The 22260-nt window shown below is 70.4% G+C and carries 21 protein-coding genes and 1 tRNA gene; 14 read left to right on the top strand and 8 right to left on the bottom strand.

What is annotated here, in order from left to right:
- Window positions 1-167 precede the first annotated feature (167 nt).
- Window positions 168-473, bottom strand: coding sequence for a hypothetical protein (locus AB0M87_RS18005; RefSeq protein ID WP_365853896.1), 306 nt, complete (start codon window positions 471-473; stop codon window positions 168-170).
- 315 nt (window positions 474-788) lie between these two features.
- On the opposite strand from AB0M87_RS18005, the gene AB0M87_RS18000 reads away from it, so the two are divergent.
- A complete protein-coding gene (locus tag AB0M87_RS18000) occupies window positions 789-1688 on the top strand; it encodes a bifunctional DNA primase/polymerase (RefSeq protein WP_365853894.1) in 900 nt (299 codons plus the stop codon).
- On the opposite strand, the gene AB0M87_RS17995 is transcribed toward AB0M87_RS18000, so the two are convergent.
- Window positions 1676-2146, bottom strand: coding sequence for a DUF6344 domain-containing protein (locus tag AB0M87_RS17995; protein WP_365853892.1), 471 nt, complete (start codon window positions 2144-2146; stop codon window positions 1676-1678). The genes AB0M87_RS18000 and AB0M87_RS17995 overlap by 13 nt on opposite strands.
- 218 nt (window positions 2147-2364) lie before the next feature.
- On the opposite strand from AB0M87_RS17995, the gene AB0M87_RS17990 reads away from it, so the two are divergent.
- Entirely contained in the window at window positions 2365-3516 is a 1152-nt protein-coding gene (locus tag AB0M87_RS17990; protein WP_365853890.1) for a phosphodiester glycosidase family protein, read from the top strand.
- 91 nt (window positions 3517-3607) lie between these two features.
- Here the strand turns inward: AB0M87_RS17990 and AB0M87_RS17985 are convergent, their stop codons facing one another.
- The 3 genes from AB0M87_RS17985 to AB0M87_RS17975 form a co-directional block, all read right to left on the bottom strand.
- A complete protein-coding gene (locus AB0M87_RS17985; RefSeq protein WP_365853888.1) occupies window positions 3608-4306 on the bottom strand; it encodes a hypothetical protein in 699 nt (232 codons plus the stop codon).
- A gap of 322 nt (window positions 4307-4628) precedes the next feature.
- Window positions 4629-4713, bottom strand: a tRNA-Ser gene (locus tag AB0M87_RS17980).
- A gap of 44 nt (window positions 4714-4757) precedes the next feature.
- Window positions 4758-6173: a trypsin-like peptidase domain-containing protein gene (locus AB0M87_RS17975; RefSeq protein WP_365853886.1), complete on the bottom strand. Its 1416-nt coding sequence runs from the start codon at window positions 6171-6173 to the stop codon at window positions 4758-4760.
- Between the two features lie 252 nt (window positions 6174-6425).
- Between AB0M87_RS17975 and AB0M87_RS17970 the strand changes: the two genes are divergently transcribed.
- The 3 genes from AB0M87_RS17970 (at window position 6426) to AB0M87_RS17960 (ending at window position 8990) form a co-directional block, all read left to right on the top strand.
- Window positions 6426-7232, top strand: a complete 807-nt coding sequence (locus AB0M87_RS17970) for a glycerophosphodiester phosphodiesterase (RefSeq protein WP_365853884.1) — start codon at window positions 6426-6428, stop codon at window positions 7230-7232.
- A gap of 67 nt (window positions 7233-7299) precedes the next feature.
- A complete protein-coding gene (locus AB0M87_RS17965; RefSeq protein WP_365853882.1) occupies window positions 7300-7908 on the top strand; it encodes an ATP-binding protein in 609 nt (202 codons plus the stop codon).
- Between the two features lie 122 nt (window positions 7909-8030).
- Window positions 8031-8990 (top strand): DUF5926 family protein, encoded by a 960-nt coding sequence (locus tag AB0M87_RS17960; RefSeq protein ID WP_365853880.1) that lies wholly within the window; start codon window positions 8031-8033, stop codon window positions 8988-8990.
- A 184-nt stretch (window positions 8991-9174) separates the two neighbouring features.
- On the opposite strand, the gene AB0M87_RS17955 is transcribed toward AB0M87_RS17960, so the two are convergent.
- The gene (locus AB0M87_RS17955) at window positions 9175-9759 is read right to left on the bottom strand and encodes a hypothetical protein (RefSeq protein ID WP_365853878.1); all 585 of its coding nucleotides are present in this window, start codon (window positions 9757-9759) and stop codon (window positions 9175-9177) included.
- A gap of 142 nt (window positions 9760-9901) precedes the next feature.
- A complete protein-coding gene (locus tag AB0M87_RS17950) occupies window positions 9902-10609 on the bottom strand; it encodes a bifunctional DNA primase/polymerase (protein ID WP_365853876.1) in 708 nt (235 codons plus the stop codon).
- Window positions 10610-11060: 451 nt separating this feature from the next.
- Here AB0M87_RS17950 and AB0M87_RS17945 point away from each other — a divergent pair, with 451 nt between their 5' ends.
- Window positions 11061-12605: a PP2C family protein-serine/threonine phosphatase gene (locus AB0M87_RS17945; RefSeq protein ID WP_365854137.1), complete on the top strand. Its 1545-nt coding sequence runs from the start codon at window positions 11061-11063 to the stop codon at window positions 12603-12605.
- Window positions 12606-12746: 141 nt separating this feature from the next.
- The gene (locus tag AB0M87_RS17940) at window positions 12747-14222 is read left to right on the top strand and encodes an aminopeptidase P family protein (RefSeq protein WP_365853874.1); all 1476 of its coding nucleotides are present in this window, start codon (window positions 12747-12749) and stop codon (window positions 14220-14222) included.
- A gap of 31 nt (window positions 14223-14253) precedes the next feature.
- Here the strand turns inward: AB0M87_RS17940 and AB0M87_RS17935 are convergent, their stop codons facing one another.
- On the bottom strand, window positions 14254-14733 hold the full coding sequence (locus AB0M87_RS17935; RefSeq protein WP_365853872.1) for an ATP-binding protein: 480 nt from the start codon (window positions 14731-14733) through the stop codon (window positions 14254-14256).
- 249 nt (window positions 14734-14982) lie between these two features.
- Here AB0M87_RS17935 and AB0M87_RS17930 point away from each other — a divergent pair, with 249 nt between their 5' ends.
- The 7 genes from AB0M87_RS17930 (at window position 14983) to pheA (ending at window position 22156) form a co-directional block, all read left to right on the top strand.
- Window positions 14983-15837: a hypothetical protein gene (locus AB0M87_RS17930; RefSeq protein ID WP_365853870.1), complete on the top strand. Its 855-nt coding sequence runs from the start codon at window positions 14983-14985 to the stop codon at window positions 15835-15837.
- A 101-nt stretch (window positions 15838-15938) separates the two neighbouring features.
- On the top strand, window positions 15939-16676 hold the full coding sequence (locus tag AB0M87_RS17925) for a YcnI family protein (protein WP_365853868.1): 738 nt from the start codon (window positions 15939-15941) through the stop codon (window positions 16674-16676).
- Between the two features lie 45 nt (window positions 16677-16721).
- Window positions 16722-17405: an SCO family protein gene (locus AB0M87_RS17920; RefSeq protein ID WP_365853866.1), complete on the top strand. Its 684-nt coding sequence runs from the start codon at window positions 16722-16724 to the stop codon at window positions 17403-17405.
- A gap of 29 nt (window positions 17406-17434) precedes the next feature.
- A complete protein-coding gene (locus AB0M87_RS17915; protein WP_365854135.1) occupies window positions 17435-17884 on the top strand; it encodes a copper chaperone PCu(A)C in 450 nt (149 codons plus the stop codon).
- A 13-nt stretch (window positions 17885-17897) separates the two neighbouring features.
- On the top strand, window positions 17898-19829 hold the full coding sequence (locus AB0M87_RS17910) for a copper resistance protein CopC (protein ID WP_365853864.1): 1932 nt from the start codon (window positions 17898-17900) through the stop codon (window positions 19827-19829).
- A 5-nt stretch (window positions 19830-19834) separates the two neighbouring features.
- The gene (gene efeB / locus AB0M87_RS17905; RefSeq protein ID WP_365853862.1) at window positions 19835-21088 is read left to right on the top strand and encodes an iron uptake transporter deferrochelatase/peroxidase subunit; all 1254 of its coding nucleotides are present in this window, start codon (window positions 19835-19837) and stop codon (window positions 21086-21088) included.
- 96 nt (window positions 21089-21184) lie between these two features.
- The gene (gene pheA / locus AB0M87_RS17900; RefSeq protein ID WP_365853860.1) at window positions 21185-22156 is read left to right on the top strand and encodes a prephenate dehydratase; all 972 of its coding nucleotides are present in this window, start codon (window positions 21185-21187) and stop codon (window positions 22154-22156) included.
- Window positions 22157-22260: the final 104 nt, after the last annotated feature.

Genomic DNA, 22260 nt, shown 5'->3' with positions numbered 1-22260 from the left:
CTGAAGGTGGAGGACGGCCCGCCCGCGTCAGGGTCCGCGGGCCAGGGTCACCGGAGCCGTCCGGGCGGCGGCACCTCGGCGCCGCCGCCCGGATCGTCATTCACCCCTCACGCGTCTCCGTTCGTCCCCGCGCACCCCCCGCCTTTCCGCTCCGATCGGTTCGTGGGTCACCAGAGGTTGGTGAAGTTCACCGTGTAGGTGCCCTGGTTGACGCTGGTGAATCCCAAGCCGTTCATACTCGCGGTGTTGTTCTGGTTCGATGCTCCGGGTCCCGTGGCGACCTGCTGCGTGGTGGTCGAGTTGCCGTTGTTGTCGTGCCCGACGCCGCTGCCACTGATGGTGGCCACACTGGCGTTGGATCCGCTGCCCGCGATGGCGCCGTTGTCCGCGGAGGCCACGCCGGTGAAGAGGGCGGCCGCCAAGGGCAGCGCGGCGACAGCGGCAAGGGTGCGAGCGGTACGGATGTCTGCCATGTCAATTCCTCCAGGAACCAGAAGTACGGCTGCGTTCCGGGCAGTTGGCCGACCGCTCCGGTGGTGGTTCACGACTGTCGCAAGATCAGAGTTGCCCACCGAACCCCCGGCGAACCAGCCTGGAAGGTCTGATTCCCTCGCAAGCGTGACGTTAAGTCGATAAACCCTCACCGCGACGGAACCCGCGGGTCCGCCCGCTCGCCCCGCCGGATCCGAGGCGCCCCAAAGGCCGAGCGCTCCGCCCCTTTCTCCGGAACGGGCGATTCCGCAGCTGCCGCCCTTCCTTTATTCGAACGACCGTACGATACTCAATCCATGGCCGCCATTGACCGGCACTCCGCCACCCTGGCCCTCGCCCATGCGCTGTCCGCCGCGGAGCGCGGGCTCCCCGTCATCCCGCTGTCCCGCACCAAACTCCCGGCGCTCCCCTCACCGCACCGCGACGAGCCCGGCCCGACGGTCCTCTGCCGCGGCGAATGCGGCCGTCCCGGCCACGGCGTCCATGACGCCACCACGGATCCCGCCACCGTGCGCACCCTGTTCGCGGCGGCGCCCTGGGCCACCGGTTACGGCATCGCCTGCGGCCGGTCACCACACCATCTGATCGGCATCGACCTCGACACCAAGGCAGAGACCGACTCAGCGGCCGCTCTGCAACGCCTCGCACTCAAGCATCTGTTCACGATCCCGGAGACCGTCGTCGTGCTCACTCCGAGCGGGGGGAGCCATCTCTGGCTGACCGGACCACCCGACAGGGTCGTCCCCAACTCGGCGAGCCGGCTCGCTCCCGGCATCGACATTCGTGGCGCCGGCGGTTATCTCGTGGGGCCCGGTTCACTCACGGCCCACGGTATCTACCGCCTCGCACCCGGCACGGCGCATCTCGCGCCGGCGCCCTGTCCTCGCGCTCTGCTCCGTCTTCTCACGCCTCCCGCGCGTCCCCGGTACTCCACCGGCCGGCCCGTACAGGGGCATGGCCTGGTGCAATTCGTACTCGCCGCCCATCAGGGGCAGCGCAACACCCGTCTGTTCTGGGCTGCCTGCCGTGCCTACGAGAACGGCTTCGGCGAGGATCTCGCCGGCTCTCTCGTCGATGCGGCGGTGCGGACCGGACTCACCGAGCAGGAAGCTCGTGCCACCATCGCCTCGGCAGCCCGCCTGACGATTCCGCCTCCGCGGTCGCTGCGTATCGACCGCACGGATCAGGCGGGCTGAAGAACCGCTTCGCCGACCGCCGCGTCCATGGCCGCCTCGTCCGAGCCGGCCTCGGAGTCGAGCGGGAGGCGGCGGGTACTGGGCGTGGAGCCGTGCGCTTCGGCGCGGATGCGCTGCTTGATCGTGGGCGGCAGCGAGCGGGCCTTGGGCAGCGCCCACCAGGCCAGCGGCATCACCGGAGCCGGGTCGGCCTTTTCGGCTGCCGACGCAGATGCCGACGCCGATTTCGACGCAGGTTTCGACGCCGATTTCGACGCCGGGCTCGATTCCGATTCCGGAGACGTCCGCACGGCGGGGATCCCCGGGGTGCGACCCGAGAGCCCCGTCCGGTCGGCGGGCGCCGGCCGGGCGGCAACGCGGGCGGCGGCCTTGGCCGGGGTGGCGAACCCGAGCATCGCGACGAGCGCGAAGAACGCGGTGGTGAAGGCGGTCCACGCCTTCATGGCCTGGCTGGTCATGACGAGCCTCATCTCCGGGATGTACAGCGACTTTTCGAATGGAAGGTTCTGCGTACTTTTCACATGATGCGGATCAGCACGGGATGGTGTATGACCAACCCACACAAACCGGCGTTCTTCGGATCAACACCACTCGGATGGCCCTCCCGGCGTGCGCGAACCCGTCAGCTGCGATCCGCTGGAGGGTCACCTGACGGCTCATCACCCGGAGGAGCGCCATGCCCGAGGAAGCGGATGCCAGGCCCCGCCGACGCCTGCGATTCCCGGACCGCAGGACCACCCGCGGCCTCCTCGCACTCGCCCTGATCTGCAGCGCAGCGCTGGGATGGTCCGTCGCCGGCGCGCTGACCTACCCGGGCGACGACAGCACAGCGGCGCGGCTCGCGGGCTGGGCGCGGGAGCACCAGCTGGGCCCTGTGGTCGACAAACTGGAGAACATCAAGTACGACCTGGATCCGCCGAAGGTCGGCGGCACCCTGCCCGCCGACGCGCTGGCCCGGATGCGGCAAGCGGCGGTTCCGCCCCACACCCACGGCGCCCGGACCGCCTTGCACGCCCCCGTGCGCCCTCTGGTCACCCCGGCGCTCGACGGCGAAGGCGTGTACCGGGCCCTGGCCTCGGCCGGAAACGGCGTGCCGATCGTGCAGGGCACCTACGTACGCCCGGACGCGAGCCACACTTCGTACGAAGCGGCGGTCGCCTGGATCGACGCCGGGCACGCACGCTTCCAACTGCACCCGGGCGTCCGCGAGCCGGGTGGAAGCTTCTCCGTCCCACCGACGGTCCCCAAGGGCAGCCGCACCGGACTCGTCGCCACCTGGAACGGCGGGTTCAAGGTCAGCGACGGCGGCTCGCACGGCGGCTTCTACCTCGACGGCCGCACCGTGGGCACACTCCGCGACGGCGCCGCTTCCGAGGTCTTCTACCGGGACGGTTCCCTCAGGATCGGCGTCTGGGGGCGTGATGTGCGGATGACCGGCGATGTGGTGGGCGTCCGTCAGTGCCTCGAGCTGATGGTCGACGGCGGACAGGTCGTTCCGGGCATCGGAATCGACTCCAAGTGGGGTGCGACCGATCAGAGCCGGATGTTCGTGGAGCGCTCCGGCGTCGGCGTCACGGCCAAGGGCGACATCATCATGGTGGTCGGCCAGGCCCTGTCGGCGCGTACGCTCGCCGAGCTGATGCAGCGCGCGGGCGCGGTCCGTGCGATGCCACTGGACATGAACCGGGCGTGGCCGTCCTTCATGAGCTACGACGGCACACGGGACCCGGCGAACCCGAAGCCGGCCAACATCCTCGACTTCGAGAACCCGCCCGAGCGCTACTACACGACGGCGACCCGGGACTTCGTCGCGGTCTACGCCCGCTGAAACTCTGCGGCCTCACTGATCCTCCGCCCCGGCGGCCGAGCGGAGCGGGGGCGCCGACCACGCGTGCGGGCCGGCGCCACCGTACGGGGTGTCAGCCCTGGCCGCGCGTCCTGCGTCGCAGCGTCAGCGCGCCGCCGACGCCCAGCAGCAGTGCGGCGGCCGCGGAGATGCCGACCACGGAGGTGCCGGTCTCGGCGAGGTTCCCGCCGCCGCCGTTCGACGAGGGAGCAGGCGCCACCGCACTGGCCGAAGCGCTCACCGACGGCTCATCCGACGGCGTATCGGCCGGTGCGCCCGAAGGCTTCTGGGAGGGTTCCTGCGAGGCCGTCGAGCTCGGTTCCGCCGACGGCTTCCCGCTCGGCTTACCGCCCGGCGTCCCGCCCTCGCTCTTGCAGTCGGTCCAGAAGACCTTGTGCTTCGCCCGGCCGTGCTCGCCGTCGAAGTTCCAGATCAGCTTGTAATGACCGTCCGGCAACGACAGGTTCCCGGTTCGCCCGTGCCCTGCCCCGTCGAGGGTCAGGGAACCCTTGTCCGCCTCGGCGCCCTTGCTGCCGGTCGGCGGCATCGCGACGATCGACCAGTCCACCTTCTGGCCGCCGTCGAATCCGAAGGCGTCGAGATAGAAGGTGCAGACGTGTGGCTCGTTCTTGTGAAGTTCTTCGCCGGTCTTGGCGTCGTGAATCTTCACGGTCCCGTTGTCACCGGGGGGCGTCGCGTACGCGGCAGGGCCGAGCAGCAGCGACGCGGCTGTCGCCGCCGTCACCAGAGACGCCGAGGTGAGGATGCGCATGGATCACCAACTTCAGGAGTACCTATGGACCGTGGGAGGTGGCGGCTCAGTTTCGAGCGCCTCCCCGGGCCGGTCAAACCCCGCCGTGCCCCATCGGTGCGCATTGCTGCACGTATACCCCAATGGTCGTGCGTAACGATTCAGCCAGTGCGACGGTTCGTCACCACCCCGGGCAGCTATCTGTGGTTCCAGGGCGACTGAAGCCCGTGCCCCATCCGTGCCCGATCGACCGGGAACTCATGGGGAATCGCGGTCATCAAGAGGCAACGCCCATGACGAAGGCCCCTCACCGATATTGCTGGTCAGGGGCCTTCAACCTGTGCGGTGGGTGTGGGATTTGAACCCACGGTGACTCTCGCCACGACGGTTTTCAAGACCGTTCCCTTAGGCCGCTCGGGCAACCCACCCTGCCGCGTCCTGGTCCGGGACGCGGCAGGAACAGCCTAGCGTGTCAGCTGTCGCCCTTGCGCTGGCCCAAGGTGACCTCGACCGTGTGCTCCTTGCCGTCGCGCTTGTAGGTGAGCTTGACCTCGTCTCCCGGCTTGTGGGTCCAGATCGCGCTGATCAGGGTCGGGCCGCTGTCGATCACCGTGTCGTCGAGCTTGGTGATGACGTCACCGGCCTTGAGGCCCGCCTTGGCCGCCGGGCCGTTGGGGGTGACCGGATCCGTGCCGCCGTTGGCGCCCTGGTCGGAGATCTTCGCGCCGTTGCCCTGGTCGTCCATGGACACGGTGGCGCCGATCACCGGGTAGACCGGCTGGCCGGTCTTGATGAGCTGCTCGGCGACCGTCTTCGCCTGATCGATCGGGATGGCGAAGCCCAGGCCGATCGAACCCGCCTGCGAATCGCCGAGGCCGCCGCTGCTCGCCGACTGGATGGCGGAGTTGATGCCGATGACCGCGCCGCGGGCGTCGAGCAGCGGGCCGCCGGAGTTGCCGGGGTTGATCGAGGCGTCGGTCTGCAGGGCACTCATGTAGGAGGCCTTGCTGCCCGAACCGTCGCCCGATGCGACCGGGCGGTTCTTCGCGCTGATGATGCCGGTCGTCACCGTGTTGGACAGTCCGAAGGGAGCGCCGATCGCGATGGTCGAGTCGCCGACGGCCACCTCGTCGGAGTCGCCGAGGGACAGGGGCTTCAGCCCGGACGGCGCGTTCTTCAGCTTGATCACCGCCACGTCGTAACCCTGGGCCCTGCCCACCACTTCGGCGTCGTACTTCTTGCCGTTGGAGAACGTCGCCGTCAGGGAACCGCCGTTGGCCGCGTCCGCCACGACGTGGTTGTTGGTGAGGATGTGGCCCTGGGTGTCGTAGATGAAGCCGGTGCCCGTGCCGCCCTGGCCGTTGCCGCTTTTCGCCTCGATGGTGACCACGCTGGGCAGCGCCTTGGCGGCGACCCCGGCGACGGTGTCGGGCGCGCGCTTGACCTCGTGGCCGTTGCCCGGCGCGGAGACGGTCGTCGAGCCCGTCGCGTTGTCGCTGTTCTTCTCGGCGACGTATCCGATGCCGCCCCCGATGCCGCCCGCGACCAGCGCGGCCACGATCACCGCGGCGACCAGGCCGCCCGCCCGCCTTTTGCCGGAAGGCGGCGGGGGAGGCGGCGGCGCACCCCAGACCGGACCGCCTCCGCCGCCCCCGTAGCCGGGGTGCGACGGCGGCGGCCATCCGGCGCCGCCGGAATGAGCCGCTACGGGCTCACCCGGGGGCACGGGCGGGAGCTGTGCCGTGTTGTCGGAGGCGGGGTCCTCGGGCGCGGAAGCGGGCATGCCTTCGGGCGCGGCAACCGGCACGGGAGGTGCGGACGGGGCAGGTGGTGCGGGTCGTGCGGGCTCGGCCGCGGCGCCCTCGGTGCCCTCGTTCTCGGTGCTCACAGCTCTTTCTCCTCGGTTCCACGTCGTCTTCGGTAAGGGTCCCGCTGTGCAAGTGTCTGCCTGCACGGCCTGCGCGCAAGTGTCGTGCAAGTTTCTGTGGACAGCTTTTCCCACAGCACGTCGGGGCACTGTAAGCGGGAGCTGTGCATCGGCCCCTCATTCTTACTTCGGACGCATATGCCGGGCGAAGGGGACGCACCTCCAGGCACTCGCATACCTGCGCCTACCCGTTCGCGGTGGCACCATGACGCGGTGACCCATGTACGACAGCACAGCATTCAGGTCGTCGCCCACCGGGGAGCGTCCGAGGACGCCCCCGAGCACACCCTGGCCGCATACATGCGGGCCATCGACGACGGCGCGGACGCCCTGGAATGCGACGTGCGGCTCACCGCCGACGGCCATCTCGTCTGTGTACACGACCGCCGCGTCAACCGTACGTCCGACGGCCGCGGGGCGGTGTCCGCGCTGGAGTTGTCCGCCCTGACGGCCCTGGATTTCGGATCCTGGCGGGAGTGGACCGACAACGACGAGTCCCCGGACTGGGACCGGGAGAGGACCTCCGTGCTGACCCTGGAGCGGCTCCTGGAACTCGTCACCGATTCCGGCCGGCGGGTGGAGCTGGCGATCGAGACGAAACATCCGACGCGTTGGGCCGGCCAGGTGGAGGAGAGGCTCCTGACCATGCTGGCCCGTTTCGGTCTGGACCGGCCCTCGGCCGGCGAGGCCTCGCCCGTACGGATCATGAGCTTCTCGGCCCGCTCACTGCACCGGATCGCGGCGGCCGCCGCCACCGTCCCCACCGTCTACCTGATGCAGTTCCTCTCGCCGCGCCTGCGCGAGGGCCGGCTGCCCGCGGGTGCCGGTATCGCGGGGCCCGGTATGCGGATCATCCGCGGCCACCCCGAATACGTGGAGCGGTTGCACGGGGCGGGACACCAGGTGCACGTGTGGACGGTGAATGATCCGGCCGATGTCGAACTCTGCGCGGAACTGGGCGTAGAGGCAATCATTACCAACCGCCCGAAACAGGTCTTGTCCCAACTGGGCCGCCTTTAGAACGACCACCTCACCCACCGTCACAGGGAGTGCTCCGGCGCATTCGGTACGTGGTTGATCGTTACGAGTGCGTCACCGGCCCTCCCGTGGCCGGTTTCCGGCCCAGTTCAATGGGGCATCCACTCGATGGCGTGGGGCAAAGGAGGTCTCGGGGGTGGCGTTGGTGGTGGCACAGGAAGTGCCCACGTCGTCGAGCATGGCCGTACCCCACGGTCCTGCGGGCGTGGGTGAAGCTCGACACCGTATGCGTGATCAGTTGCGCAGGAACGGTGTGTCCGAAACGGTCGTCGACGACGCTGTACTGATCCTTTCCGAACTGCTGAGCAACGCCTGCCGCCACGGTCGGCCGCTGGGCCGGTCGGAGGCCGGCGACGGCGATGTCCGCGCCGCCTGGCGAGTGGACAAGGCAGGCCGGCTGACCGTGGAGGTGACCGACGGCGGCGGGCCCACCCGACCGGTTCCGGCCACTCCGTCGGTCACCGCGCGCGGCGGCCGGGGCCTGCACATCATCAGCGCGCTGGCACAGGAGTGGGGTGTACGGGACGACGCCTCCGGCGAGGTCACCGTCTGGGTCCTCGTGACGGGGCGCAGGCGCGCGGACTTCGCCGCACAGATGGCCGGACGCGGGCCGGAATTCGGGGACTTCAGCGACGTCTTCGACGAAGTCGAGCAGTAGATCGGCCGGGTCCACCCCGGTGACGGCCGGGCGGCGCCCGGCCCGGAGCCCGGCACGACCGGCCGGAGATCCCATAGGCTCGCGCCGACACAGCATCAGCGCAGTCGGGAGAGAGCCGCACCATGGCGAAGAAGCGTCCCCAGACGAAGGCCCCGCAGGCCACCGGCGGAGAAGTTCCGGTGGTAGGGGCGCGTGAGCCCTGTCCGTGTGGCTCCGGCCGCCGTTACAAGGCCTGCCACGGGCGGGCCGCGGCGCATGCCGTGACCGAACTGATCCAGCGGCCGTTCGAGGGACTGACCGGCGAGGCGGACTGGGTAGCCCTGCGCGAGCTGGTTCCGGCGGCGACGGTCGAGCTGACCCTGAAGGGCGGGCTGCCCGAGGGCGTGCCGTCCGTGACGCTGGCGACCGTGCTGCCGATGGCGTGGCCGGCGCTGCGCCGCGACGACGGCTCTGTACTGCTGGGTCTGCAGAACGACACGCCGTCCGGCGACCTGAGCCGGGACCTGGCCGACACGTTGCAGCGGGCACTGACGGCCGCACCCGGCACCCCGGTCACCGCGCAGAAGGCAGCCGCGGACGGGCCGCGACTGCAGGACCTGCTGGATCCCGGTGCTGCCTTCGAACCGGTCGTGCACTCCGGCTTCGAATTCTGGGTACCGGACTCGGAGAACGCCACCCCCGAGGTCACCGCCTCCCTGGAGCGGGCGAACGAGGCCGCCATCCCCACCGTGAAGCTCGCCTCGGCCGACGCGGCCTACTGGTGCGAGACACCGGAGAAGAACCACCTGCGCTGGGTCATGCCGCACCCCGAGGAGCGGCTGCTGGACGCGCTCGCCCGGCTGCAGGCGGCGGGTTCCTCCTCGCTCGGTGTCGGCACCCGGCTGGTCGGTTCCTTCCGAGCGCACGGGCTGACCGTGCCGGTGTGGGATCTGCCGAGCGCCATGGGCGCCGGGGAGTGCGAGAAGCCGGCGGCCGAGTTCGCCGAACGGCTGGCCGGGGCGCTCGCCGACGACTCCCCGCTCACCCCTGAGGAGCGCCGGGCGCGCGGTGGCCTCACCAATCGTCAGGTCACCCTCAGCTGAGAGTGACGGCGCAGGTGGGGAGGTAGGTGAATCCGGTCACAACCACCTGCGGCCTCAGGTAAATCGCTGTCCGAATACGTGAGATCGAATTTGCGAACCGCCGATCTCTTGTTACCGTTCTAGAAGCCCGGTCGTTGGTGCATCCCCCGTCGCCAACGGCCGGGCCCTTTCTTTGCCCGGACCGTCAACGGCCCGTCGGCACCGGCGAGTTGCTTCCGGAACGGAGCAGCAGCGGGCCGTCCCCGCCATCGCCCGCCCGTGCGAACTCCGCCACGGCCGTGTACTGAGCCGGCTTTCCGCGCACCGCGTCGCGCGGGGTCTCGCACGTCCCCGGCTCGTCCTCCGTACCGATCACGCAGTGCATTTCCACGGTCCGGCCGCCGGGCGCGAGGAGAACCAGTACGGAATCCAGTTCCGTGCCGGTCTCGTTGCGGTAATAGGTGCGCGCCCAAGTGGCGCCCGGCGGGCCGGCTTCGCTCCGTGCGGTCAGCACGCAGGTCTGCGCCTCGACCCCGTCCGGGGACGTCACCTCGGGCCCGCACACTGCCGCGGTGTGCGGGAGTGCGCCGGAGGCCGTCGTGGAGGCACCTGTTCCGGACACAACTGCGGACCGCTCCCGTGCACCCGCCCGATCAGCGCCGGACGGGGCGGATGCTCCGGACGGGGCGGGGCGGGCGAAGAGACCGGTTGCCGGGCCGGCGGCGGCTGCCGCCGGGAGCATGACGACGAGGACCACCATGGCTGCGAGTCCGGTCGTGCGAAGGTTCATGACGCGGTCCACCTGTCGGCTGCTCCGAACGATGGGCCGAAGATATCCACCGAAAGCGGGCGCGCGGTCGACCGCGCGCCCGATTCCCGCAGAACAGCCGCGGGCTCAACCCGTACGAGTGAGCCGGCCGCGCCGCATCCCGTCAGTAGGCGAGTCTGCTACCGCCGCCGGGAGCCCCGGTACTCGCCTCGACCAGCGCGTCCACCACCGCTCCGACATCCGGCAGCCAGGGCGGGGCCGTACCGGGCGCGGGGTCCGCACCGGGCGAACCGGGCCGGGGGCTCGGGGCGGGGCCCCGCTCCCACCAGACCGGGCCGCTGCCGGTCTCGGAGGGGGGCAGCACCAGATAGCCCCCGTCGCCGTGGAAACGCAGCGAGCTCGGCACCCAGTCCTTGGCGTGCAGCATTTCGCCGAGCCGCTCCAGGGAGTACGGAGCCACCAGCAGCGACCACCGGGTGGGGGTGGCCACGACCGGGCCGAGCCGTACGCCCATCTGGTCGAGAGCCACCAGGGCGCGGGCGCCCGCGAGGGCAGGAAGGCTGACCGCGCAGGGCGCCCGGCCGCCGGTGGCCATGATCAGCGGCGCGCCGGGACGGTTCGTCCACCACCAGCGCACCATCCGCTCGTCGGTGGTCGCTGCGAGCAGGTCGGGGTCGAACGGATGTGCGCCGGGTACGGCGCAGTCGGGATTGGGGCAGCCGCAGTCCCTGGCACCGGGGGCGGTGTGCCCCACGCCGGGGAGTACCGGCCATTGCCAGCTCGTAGCGCAGGTCAGCGCCGCTTCCAGCTGTGCGTGCCTCCCGCTGCGCCGGAACCGGAGCCCGCGTCGCCTTCCGGGGATCTCGCGCATGAGCGCTCGTTCCTTTCCGTTGAGGCCGGGGTCCACATCGCGCCATGCCTACCCACATCACTGTGCGTACGCGAACTCTGGGCCTGCGGTGTGGATTACCAGCAGGGCGGAGCCTGGTCCGAGTTCATTTGCTCGAGCAGGGCGAGGGGTGGCGCGACTGGCGCGTACTCGCCCCGTGCTGTCCGTGCTGTTCCACTGTGCGAACCCCGCCGTGCGGGGTGTGGCGCGACCTTCAGCGGTGAGGACGCCCAGGCCTGCCGCCAGGTTCCGGGGCTGCATCAAATGCCCCTGGCCATCATCGACTACGTACCCACCGCACTCGCTATGACGCTCTGCCGAACGACTTCAGTCGACATCAAATAGCTGCACGGGGGGACATTTTCCAGCCAAGTTGGTTGTCTAATGGTGCCCACACAACTATCGCATGGACACCAGGAATCCCGCCAGGACAATGCTGGACATCCCCTTACTTCTGCGTGTACATGTGGATCTATTGGTAGCCGCGCAACACGGCATGGGGGTTTGCGATGCTATTGAGCGAGACGCACCAGTCAGAAAGTCGGCTGCCATGAGCGCACCTCACCTGCCGAAAGTGGCTGGAATCGATTCTGCTGTGCCGGCCCCCGCGCACAATGCGGCGCCTTCCACGTCCACCCCGGCCCCGGTCGCCGCCCCGGTCGCCATGATTCAGGACCGGCTGGCCGGCTGGGTCTTCGACCTCACGACCCTCCATGAACTCACCGAACGGCTGACCGCCACCTCAGGTCTGGACGATGCGCTCGAGGAGCTTCTACGAGCCGGCGCCGCGCTCGTGGGCGCCCGCCGCGGCCTGGTGATACTGGAACCGGCCGACCCCACAGGCCCCGAGCACCCGGCCGGCAGACACGGCCCCACGGCCATGGTCGGGCTCGGACTGGCCCACGCCGAACTGGGCCACCTGGAAACCGTGCCGCGCAGCGCCACCTCGTACGGCCGGATCCTGAACGGTGAGGCCGCGAGCACCACGACCTCCGAGGGCATCAGCGAGGGCATCGCCACCCCCGACCTGCTCGCCGACAAGAAACTCGACCCCCGCCACCACGAGGTCGCATCCCGCCTCGGCTACGCGGCCAGTTATGCCATCCCCCTGGCCACCGCAGCCGCCGGGCTGCTCGGTGCGGCTGTCTGGTTCTACGACGAGCCCGCCGAACCCGGGGGCCGCCAGCGCCGTCTCATCGGGCTCTACGCGCGCTATGCCGGCGAACATCTCGCCCGGCTCGTCGAACTGCACCGGACCCGCGCCCGGATGGCGGCCCTCGCCGAGGAACTGCTGCCGAGCCGGCTGCCCCGGGTACCCGGCGTCCAGCTCGCCGCCTGCCACCGCACCGGCACCTCCGGCGGTGGCGACTGGTACGACGCCCTTCCGCTGCCCGAAGGGGCGCTCGGTCTGGCTGTCGGCTCGGTCACCGGCTCGGGGCCCGGCGCGATGGCCGCGATGGGCCGACTGCGGGCCGGCCTGCGCGCCTACGCCGTGATGGAGGGCGAGGATCCGGTCGCCGTGCTCTCCGATCTGGAGCTCCTGCTCCGACTGACCGAACCGGCCCGCTCGGCGACCGCACTCTTCGCCTACTGCGAGCCCGCACAGGGCAAGGTGGTGCTGGCCGGTGCCGGTCACACCCCGCCGCTGATCATCGGTGAGCGACGCACCGAATTCGTCGAAACCTCGCTGTCGGCGCCGCTGGGCATGCTCGCCTGCTGGGAGGCGCCGAGTGTGGAATTCTCCGCCGACCCCGGAGAAACGGTGCTGCTGTGCACCGACGGTCTGCTGCGCCGCACAGGCGACTCCATGGACCGGGCCTTCGCGCGGCTCCACTCGGCCGCTGCCGATGTGCCGCGGACGCTGCGCGACGACCCGGCGGCCATCGCCGACCACGTACTGCGGACCATGCTGCCGGACGGCCGCGACCAGGCGGAGGACCCGGAGGACGTGGTGATCCTCGCGGCTCGCTTCGGCTAGCGCGCTCCTGGCCCCGGCCGCGCTGCGGTAAGAGGCCTTTCGGCCCTGGGCCCCCTTCCGTACAGACGTACGATGAAGACGGTCCAGCGTCGTATCACGGCCCGTGCCGCACCCAGGCCCGTGTCGTACCAAGGAGAGAACGTGTCAGAGGAGCTCACCCCGGAGAACCCGGCGACCCCGGAGAACCCCGAAGAGACAGAGCCCATCAAGCAGCGGAAGAACGGCCTGTACCCGGGCGTCTCCGACGAGCTCGCCGCGAACATGAAGTCCGGCTGGGCCGACACCGAACTGCACGACCTGCGGCCGATCCCGCAGGCCGACCGCACCGCCGAGCGCCGCGCCGTACTCTCCGCGCGTTTCCCCGGCGAGCGGCTGGTGATCCCCGCCGGCCGGCTCAAGACCCGCTCCAACGACACCGAATACGCCTTCCGGGCCTCCACCGAATACGCCTACCTGACCGGCGACCAGACGCCGGACGGTGTCCTCGTCCTGGAGCCGACCGCTGACGGACACCTGGCGACGATCCATCTGCTGCCGCGCTCCGACCGGGAGAACGGCGAGTTCTGGCTGGACGGCCAGGGCGAGCTGTGGGTCGGCCGCAGGCACTCCCTCACCGAGGCCGAACAACTCCTCGGCATCCCGGCGAAGGACGTCCGCGAGCTGCCCGCCGCGCTCACCGAGGCCACCGGCCCCGTCCGCAACGTGCGGGGCCACGACGCCGGCATCGAAGCCGCGCTGACCGACAAGGTCACCGCGGAGCGCGACGAGGAACTCCGCGTTCACCTGTCCGAGGCCCGCGCGGTCAAGGACGCATTCGAGATCGGCGAACTGCAGAAGGCCGTCGACTCCACGGTCCGCGGCTTCACGGACGTCGTGAAGATCCTCGACAAGGCCGAAGCCACCTCCGAGCGCTACATCGAGGGCACCTTCTTCCTGCGCGCCCGCGTCGAGGGCAACGACATCGGCTACGGCTCCATCTGCGCCGCGGGCCCGCACGCCACCACCCTGCACTGGGTGCGCAACGACGGCGACGTCCGTCCCGGCGAGCTGCTGCTGCTCGACGCGGGCGTGGAGACCCACACCCTCTACACCGCCGACGTCACCCGCACGCTCCCCATCGGCGGACACTTCAGCGACCTTCAGCGCAAGATCTACGACGCGGTCTACGAAGCCCAGGAAGCCGGCATCGCCGCGGTCAAGCCCGGCGCCGCCTACCGCGACTTCCACGACGCCGCGCAGCGGGTGCTCGCCGAGAAGCTCGTCGAGTGGGGCCTGGTCGAAGGACCCGTGGAGCGGGTGCTCGAACTCGGCCTGCAGCGCCGCTGGACCCTGCACGGCACCGGCCACATGCTGGGCCTCGACGTCCACGACTGCGCGGCGGCCCGCACCGAGGCCTACGTCAACGGCACCCTCGAACCGGGCATGTGCCTGACGGTCGAACCGGGGCTGTACTTCCAGGCCGACGATCTCACGGTGCCCGCGGAGTACCGCGGCATCGGTGTCCGCATCGAGGACGACATCATCGTCACCGAGGACGGCAACCGGAACCTCTCGGCGGCGCTGCCCCGCCGGTCCGACGAGGTCGAGGCCTGGATGGCCGCGGTCAAGCAGTCCTGACCACCGGAACTCCGCCCCGGGGACGCGCTGCTCAGCCCGCGCCGAGCAGCGCGTCCTCGCGCCACTTCAGGACCTTGTCGAAGCGCACCATCGCGCCCCGGCCTGGCCGGTTACGGAAATCGACATGGTCGGCGAGTTCCTCGATCAGCCCGAGCCCCCGGCCGTTCTCGGCCGAGGCCGAGGTCTGCATGCGGATCTGTTGCGCAGCGGCGCGGCGCCCCCGCCGTACAGGAAAACCCGGCCCGGAGTCGGTGACCTCGATACGGCATCGCTCGCCGTCCAGAAACGCGGTCACCCGGAAGCCCTTGGCCGCCGCCCCGGGGGCGGAGCCCGGCTCCTCGTATCCCCCGTGCTCCACCGCGTTCGCGCACGCCTCGCTGAGCGCGACCGACAGGTCGAAGGAGATCTCCGGGTCGACGCCCGCGGTCTCCATGGCGCCGAGCAGAAGACGACGTGCGAGCGGAACGCTCGCGGCTTCGCGCCGCAAATGGAGAGACCACCAGATGCTCATGAACCAGCCTCCTGGCTGCGGCTCGACATACGGATACCTATTGCCGCAAGACCGGCGTTGTAAGCGCCCAGTTGATGTGATAGCGCTCATTCGGCGGACGCGGGTGGCACGGGCGCCGGTATATGGCCGGTGGAGCCGGCAGGGGGCAGACCCGTGGACGGGCCGGATGTCCGGAACGCGTGGGACGGATGGTGACCTTTCGGACCTGCCGTACCGGGGCCATGGGACCGGTGCGATGATGGCCCGGCCATGTTTACCTCTGCCGTACGCACAGGAGCCGGTCCACGGCTACTGAGGACCGCGGTGTTCACCGCGGTCTGCGTTGTGCTGGCCGGAGTGGGACATGCACTGGCCTCCGGAGCCCCGGTGCCCTGGTGGTCGCTGTCACTGGGCTTTTTCGGGCTCTTCGTGCTGGCCGCGCCACTGGCCGGGCGGCGGCGTTCCCTGCCGACCATCGCCACCGCACTGACCGTCGGTCAGCTCGGCCTGCACATACTTTTCGGGCTCGGCCAGCAGGGTTCCCTGGCCAGCGGTGCGATGGGCTCCATGGGGTCGATGCGCGGCATGAGCGGAATGAACCTGCTGGGGCCACTCACGACCACCGGACATCCGGCCGCCGACCGTTCCGCGCTGCTGGCACTCGCCGGGAAGCTCGTCTGCGGAGCCGGCGCCGCCCCGCTCAGCCTGGCCCGGGCCCACCACATCGTCACCGCCGCCGGCCTCGATCCCTCAGCGGCCTCCGAGGCCGCGTCGCACCGGATGGCCACGGCTCCGACCTGCACCGTGATGCTGCCCACGCTGTCCATGGTGCTCGGTCATCTGCTCGCCGCGCTGATCACCGGCTGGCTGCTGCGCCGCGGCGAGACCGCCCTCCTCCGGCTGAGCCGACTGTCGCACGGCGTCGCCGAGGGCGCACTGGTCAGGAGTCTGCGCGCCGCGCTCGCGCTGGTACGCGCCCTGCGAGCGGGGCTTCCCGGAGCGCCCGCCCGGCAACCGCGCGCCGGGTACGCACCACTTTCCGCCCCCCGCTGGAGAGCCGGCCAGGCACTTCAGCACACGTTGATCAGACGCGGGCCGCCGCCCGTATACGTACTCGCAGCCTGACACGGCGCCGCCCGCGCGTTCACGGAGCGGTGTCGTGCTGCCCGTGCGCACCGGTGCGCGGGCTGCCACCGTTCCGTATCGCACCGTGGAGTGTGTTCCGTATGAGCATCACCCGTCGTATCGCCGTGGTCGGCGGTGTCGCCGCCACCACCGTCCTGCTGGTATCGGGCACCGCCTTCGCGCATGTCACCGTCCAGCCGGAGGGCGCGGCCGCCCAGGGCGGATACGCCGTCATCGACTTCAAGGTCCCCAACGAGCGCGACAACGCATCGACGACCGCGGTCGAGGTCCACTTCCCCACCGACCACCCGCTCGCCTCGGTCTCGGTGCAGCCCGTCCCCGGCTGGCACGCCGAGGTCACCACGTCCAAGCTCGCCAAGCCGCTGACCGTCCACGGCAAGAAGATCGACAAGGCGGTATCCAAGGTCACCTGGACCGGCGGGAGGATCGAGCCGGGTCAGTTCGAGCAGTTCCCGCTCTCCGTCGGCCAGCTGCCCACCGACGCCGACCAGTTGACCTTCAAGACACTGCAGACCTACTCCAACAAGGAGGTCGTGCGGTGGATCGAGGAGCAGAAGCCGGGCGCCGACGAGCCCGAGAACCCGGCGCCGGTACTCAAACTGACCCCGGCGGCCGACACGGAGGGCAGCACCGGTGCCACCTCGGACACGGCCTCTTCGGACAAGGCGGCCGGCGACGGGAGCAGTACGCCGGACACCGCGTCGTCCGCAGCCGGCACCAGTGACAACACCGCCCGCGTTCTCGGCATCATCGGCATCCTGATCGGCGTCGCGGGGGTGGCCTTCGGGTTGCTCGCCGGTCGTCGTCGCGCCGTCTGACCGCCGCACCGCCGACCCGACCCACAGCAACTGGGATGTTCCTCCATGCACAGCACGCTCAAGCACAGCACGTACAAGAAGTCCCTGGTAGCCGCCGCCCTCGCGGTGGCGGCAGCCTGTTCCCTCACGGCCTGCGGCGCCGACGACGGCGGCAGCTCGGGCAAGAGCCCGGTCGCCGACGTCTCAGCTCCTGCCAAGACGCAGGCCGCGACGGTGCTCGACACACCGTTCACCAAGCCGGACTTCGTACTGACCGACACCCACGGCAAGAAGTTCGACTTCCGCGAGCGGACCAAGGGCAAGCCGACGCTGATCTACTTCGGCTACACGCACTGCCCGGACATCTGCCCGCTGACCATGGGCAACATCGCCGTCGCCAAGAAGGCGCTGCCCAAGGCGGAGCAGAGCAAGCTCCAGGTCGTCTTCGTCACCACCGACCCGGGCCGTGACACCCCGTCCGAACTCGGCAAGTGGCTGAAGGCCCAGGACCCGTCCTTCATCGGCCTCACCGGCGATTTCAAGACCATCCAGGCCGGCGCCCGGTCGATCGGCATCGGCATCTCCCCGACGAAGAAGGAGAAGGACGGCACGATCGTCTCGATGCACGGGGCCCAGGTCATCGCCTTCTCTCCGAAGACGAACAAGGGCTACCTGCTGTACGGCGAGGACACCACCGTGCAGGACTACACCAAGGACCTCCCCAAGATCGTCAAGGGGGAGAACCCGTGATACGCCGCTCCGCGGCCCTCACCGGTGCCATGGCCGCCACCGCGGCCCTGGCACTGGCCGGGTGCTCGTCGTCCAGCGGCTCCGCCTCCACCGCCGCCGACGGCAAGCCCGAGCTGAAGGTCACCGCGTCCTTCATGCCCGAACCCGTCGGCGGCAGCGGCATGGCGGCCGGATTCGTCACCGTGGCCAACAGCGGCTCCACCGCGGACCGGCTCACCTCCGTCACCAGCAGCCTCTCCGACAACATCACCCTGCACACCACCAAGAACCAGCAGATGCGGGAGGTCACCTCGCTCCCGGTCCCCGCCCATGGCGAACTGGACCTGGAACGCGGGGGGAACCACCTCATGTTCATGGGCCTCAAGAAGCAGCCCAAGCCCGGCGAGAAAGTAGCTGTCCAGCTGCACTTCGAGAAGGGCGGCACGCTGAAGGCCGAACTTCCCGTCAAGGAGCCCACCTACAACCCGAAGCACGGATAAGGGACTGAGACCCATGAAGGCGATCACCGCCCCACCCCGCTTCGGGCTCCCGCTCGCACGTCTGCTGCTCGTCGCGGTGGCACTCCTCGGCGCGCTGTTCGCCGCGGCCGCTCCCGCGTCCGCGCACGCGGCGCTGCTCGGCAGCAACCCGAAAGACGGGGCGGTGGTCGCGCAGGCCCCCGACGACGTCGCCCTCACCTTCTCCGAACAGGTCGCCATGGACGACAAGTCCATCCGCGTCCTCGACCCGCACGGCAAACGCGCCGACACCGCCGAACTCCGCGACCTGTCCAAGGGCGGCGCCGTCACCTACGGCGTCGATCTGCGCCCCGGCCTCGCCAACGGCACCTACACCGTCGCCTGGCAGGCCATCTCCGCCGACAGCCACCCGGTGTCCGGCGCCTTCACCTTCTCCATCGGCGCCCCGTCCAGGACCAGCGTCTCCGCCACCGGGGAGAACGTCGGCGGCGGACTCGTCGGCGTCCTCTACGGGGCCGCGCGGTACGCCGCCTACGGCGGATTCATCGTGCTCGTCGGCGGCGCCGCCTTCATCCTCGCGTGCTGGCAGCGCGGCGCGAGCGAACAACCGCTGCAGAAGCTCGTCGTCCGCGGCTGGCTCACGCTGACCGCGGCCACCCTGGTGCTCCTGCTGCTCAGGGCCCCGTACACCGGATCGGGGCACCTCTCCGACGCCCTCGATCTCAGCGCGCTCAAGGCGGTCCTGCAGACCAAGGCCGGTGCTTCCCTCGTCTCCAGGCTGCTGCTGCTGGGCGCCGCCGCCCTCTTCGTCGCCGTCCTCTTCGGGGCGTACGCCAAGCGGGACGCGTCCCCTGACGCGGACCCGGAAGCAGCGGAGACAGCGGCGAAGGAGAAGAAGGACCTCACCTTCGGACTGGCCGTCGGCGGCGCGGTGGTCGCCGCCGGCATCGCGGCCACCTGGGCCCTCACCGAGCACGCCTCGGTCGGCATCCAGCCCGGCATCGCGATGCCCGTCGACATCGTTCATCTGCTCGCCGTCGCCGCCTGGCTCGGCGGACTCACCGCGCTGCTGGTCGCACTCTTCCGGTCACCGGCCATCGAACGCGCCGCCGTGCAGCGTTTCTCCCGGATCGCCTTCGGCGCCGTCTGCACGCTGGCCGCGACCGGCTTCTACCAGGCCTGGCGGCAGGTCGGCTCCTGGTCAGCACTGCTCACCACCGGTTACGGCCGGCTGCTCCTGGTGAAGGTCGGCCTGGTCGCGGTGGCCCTGTGCATCGCCTTCTTCTCCCGGCGCTGGACGGCGCAGCTGTCGGAGACCTCCGTGGTGCAGGACGTCATCGCGGACGACACCGATCGGGCCGGAAGCGACGAACCGGTGACCGTACCGCCCGACCCTCAGCGCGCCGCCCAGCTCGCCCGTCAGCGGGCCGCCAGGTCCGCCGTCCGGGAGAAGCGGATCCGCAACGCCGATCCGCACCGCACCGGGCTGCGCAAATCGGTGTTCGCCGAGGCCGGAGTGGCCGTGGTACTGCTCGCCGTGACCACCGTCCTCACCACCACCGAACCCGCCAGGACCGAGGAGGAGGCGGGCCGCGCCACCTCGGCGGCGGCCACCGTGCCGTCGGGCCCGGTGAACATCTCCCTGCCCTTCGACACCGGCGGCCCCAAGGGCAAGGGCACCGTCGCCCTGGAACTCAGTCCCGGCCGCAGCGGCAGCAACGACCTGCATCTGTATGTGAACAATGCCTCGGGCAAGCCCTACGACGTCCCGGAGATCAAAATCGCGCTGACCCTCGAGGCCAAGAAGATCGGGCCGCTGCCCGTCGTCCCCGATCACCTCTTCACCGGGCACTGGGGGGCGACCGGCGTCCAGATCCCGATGGCGGGCACCTGGGACATCGCCGTCACCGTGCGCACCTCCGACATCGACGAGACCACCGTGAACAAGACTGTGAAGATCGGCTGACCAGCATGAACGACATCTCCAGGAGGCGACTGCTCTCCACCGCCGGCGCCGTGGGCGCGGGCGGCCTGGTGGTGGGGGCCGCGGGCGGCGCCGCCGCGCACGCCGCCACCGAAGCGGACCCCGCCGCCCTGACCACGGTCGGCTCGACCGAGGTCGCCTTCCGCTCCTCCCGCCGTGCCACCCCCCAGGCAGGGATCACCACACCGTTGCAGTCCACCGGGTACCTGATCGCCTTCGACCTGGCGGCCGGTGCCGGACGCGGCGGGGCCGCCGCGCTGCTGCGGCGCTGGTCGGCGAGTGCGCAGAAAATGATGGCGGGCGAACCGGCCGACCACGACACCGACATCGCACTCGATGCCGGCCCCTCCTCCCTCACCGTCACCTTCGGCTTCGGGCGGACCTTCTTCGACCGCACCGGCCTGGTTGCGCAGCGCCCCTCCCAGCTCGATCCGCTGCCGGACTTCTCGTCCGACCACCTGGACCCCCGGAAGAGCAACGGCGACCTCTGGGTACAGATCGGGGCGAACGATCCGCTGGTCGCCTTCCACGCGCTGCGCGCCCTGCAGAACGACGCCGGCTCCACGGCGCGGGTGCGCTGGCAGATGACCGGCTTCAACCGCACGCCCGGTGCGACGGCGGCGCCGAAGACCGTACGCAACCTGATGGGACAGGTCGACGGGACGGGCAACCCCAAACCCTCCGACGACGACTTCGACCAGCGGATCTTCGTCCCGGCAGACGGAGGTGAGCGCACTCCCGCACAGCCGAAGTGGATGGCCGGCGGCTCCTACGCGATCGTGCGGCGGATCCGGATGCTCCTGGACGACTGGGAGAAGCTGCCCGTCGCCCAGCAGGAGAAGGTCATCGGACGGCGCAAGAAGGACGGCGCCCCCCTTACCGGCGGCACCGAGACGACCGCCATGGACCTCGAGAAGTTCGGCCACGACGGCAAGCCGGTGATTCCGGACAACGCCCACGCCCGGATCTCCGCCCCCGAACAGAACGGCGGAGCCGCGCTGCTGCGGCGCGGATTCTCGTACCACGACGGGATCGGCACCGACGGGACGCCGGACGCCGGACTGCTCTTCGTGTGCTGGCAGGCGGACCCGCTGCGTGGCTTCGTGCCGGTGCAGCGGAAGCTGGACCGCGGTGACGCGCTCTCCCCTTTCCTGCGCCACGAGGCCAGCGGACTCTTCGCCGTACCCGGTGCGCCCGGGCCCGGCGAGTACGTCGGACAGCGCCTGCTGGAAGGCGCCTGACCCCATCGGAAACCGGCCCCCCGCCCCGTGCAACCCCGGGTCGCGGTCATTCGGCGCATCAGGGTGCGCGGCCGGGCGGCGCATTAGGGTGACCGTATGTCAGCCACACGCTTCACCTACCTGGGTCCCGAAGGCACATTCACCGAGGCCGCGCTGCGTACCCTCCCCGAGGCCGCAACCCGTGAACTCGTCCCGATGGTGTCCGTGCCGGCCGCACTGGACGCGGTACGGACCGGGGAGGCCGCGGCAGCGCTCGTACCGATCGAGAACTCCGTGGAGGGCGGTGTCACCGCGACCCTCGACGAACTCGCCGGCGGCGAACCGCTGACCATCTACCGGGAAGTGCTGCTGCCCATCACCTTCGCGCTGCTGGTACGGCCGGGCACCGAACTCTCCGACGTGAAGACGGTGACCGGGCACCCGGTCGCCCAGCCGCAGGTCCGGAACTGGCTGCGCGCTCACCTTCCCGGGGCCCTGTGGGAGTCGGCTGCCTCCAACGCGGACGGTGCACGCCTGGTCCAGGAGGGGCGCTACGACGCGGCCTTCGCCGGCGAGTTCGCGGCCGCGACCTACGGCCTCGTACCGCTGATCACCGAGATCCATGACGCGCAGAACGCCGAGACGCGTTTCGTACTGGTGGGGCGGCCCGCGCGCCCGTCCGCACCCACCGGGGCGGACAAGACGTCGGTGGTGGTCTGGCAGCGCGACGACCATCCGGGGGCGCTGCTCGAGATCCTGCAGGAGTTCGCGGTGCGCGGCGTCAACTTGATGCTGCTGCAGTCACGTCCGACGGGCGAGGGCATCGGCAACTACTGCTTCGCCATCGACGCCGAGGGTCATATCGCGGACCGCCGGATGGGGGAGGCCTTGATGGGGCTGAAGCGGAGCTGCCCGCAGGTGCGGTTCCTGGGCTCGTATCCGCGCGCCGGAAGCGGGACGGCGGGCGGAGCGGAGAGCGGGGCGGCGAGTGGAGCACCGGACGCATCGGGGCGGCGGGCCGGAACGTCGGACGCGGAGTTCCTGGAGGCTTCGGACTGGCTGGCCCGTAGCCAGGACGGCCGGGTCTGAGCCGGGCGCTCGTCCCCGCTGGCGGATTTCCCGGCCAGTCGTCGAGTTATCCACAGGCGTGGGTCCGGGCCTGGGGAAAAGTCGACAGCGGGAGGTCGTCGGGT

This window comes from Streptomyces sp. NPDC051320 (assembly GCF_040682175.1).
Taxonomy (GTDB): Bacteria; Actinomycetota; Actinomycetes; order Streptomycetales; family Streptomycetaceae; genus Streptomyces.
This window is presented reverse-complemented; position numbering and strand designations above follow the sequence as displayed.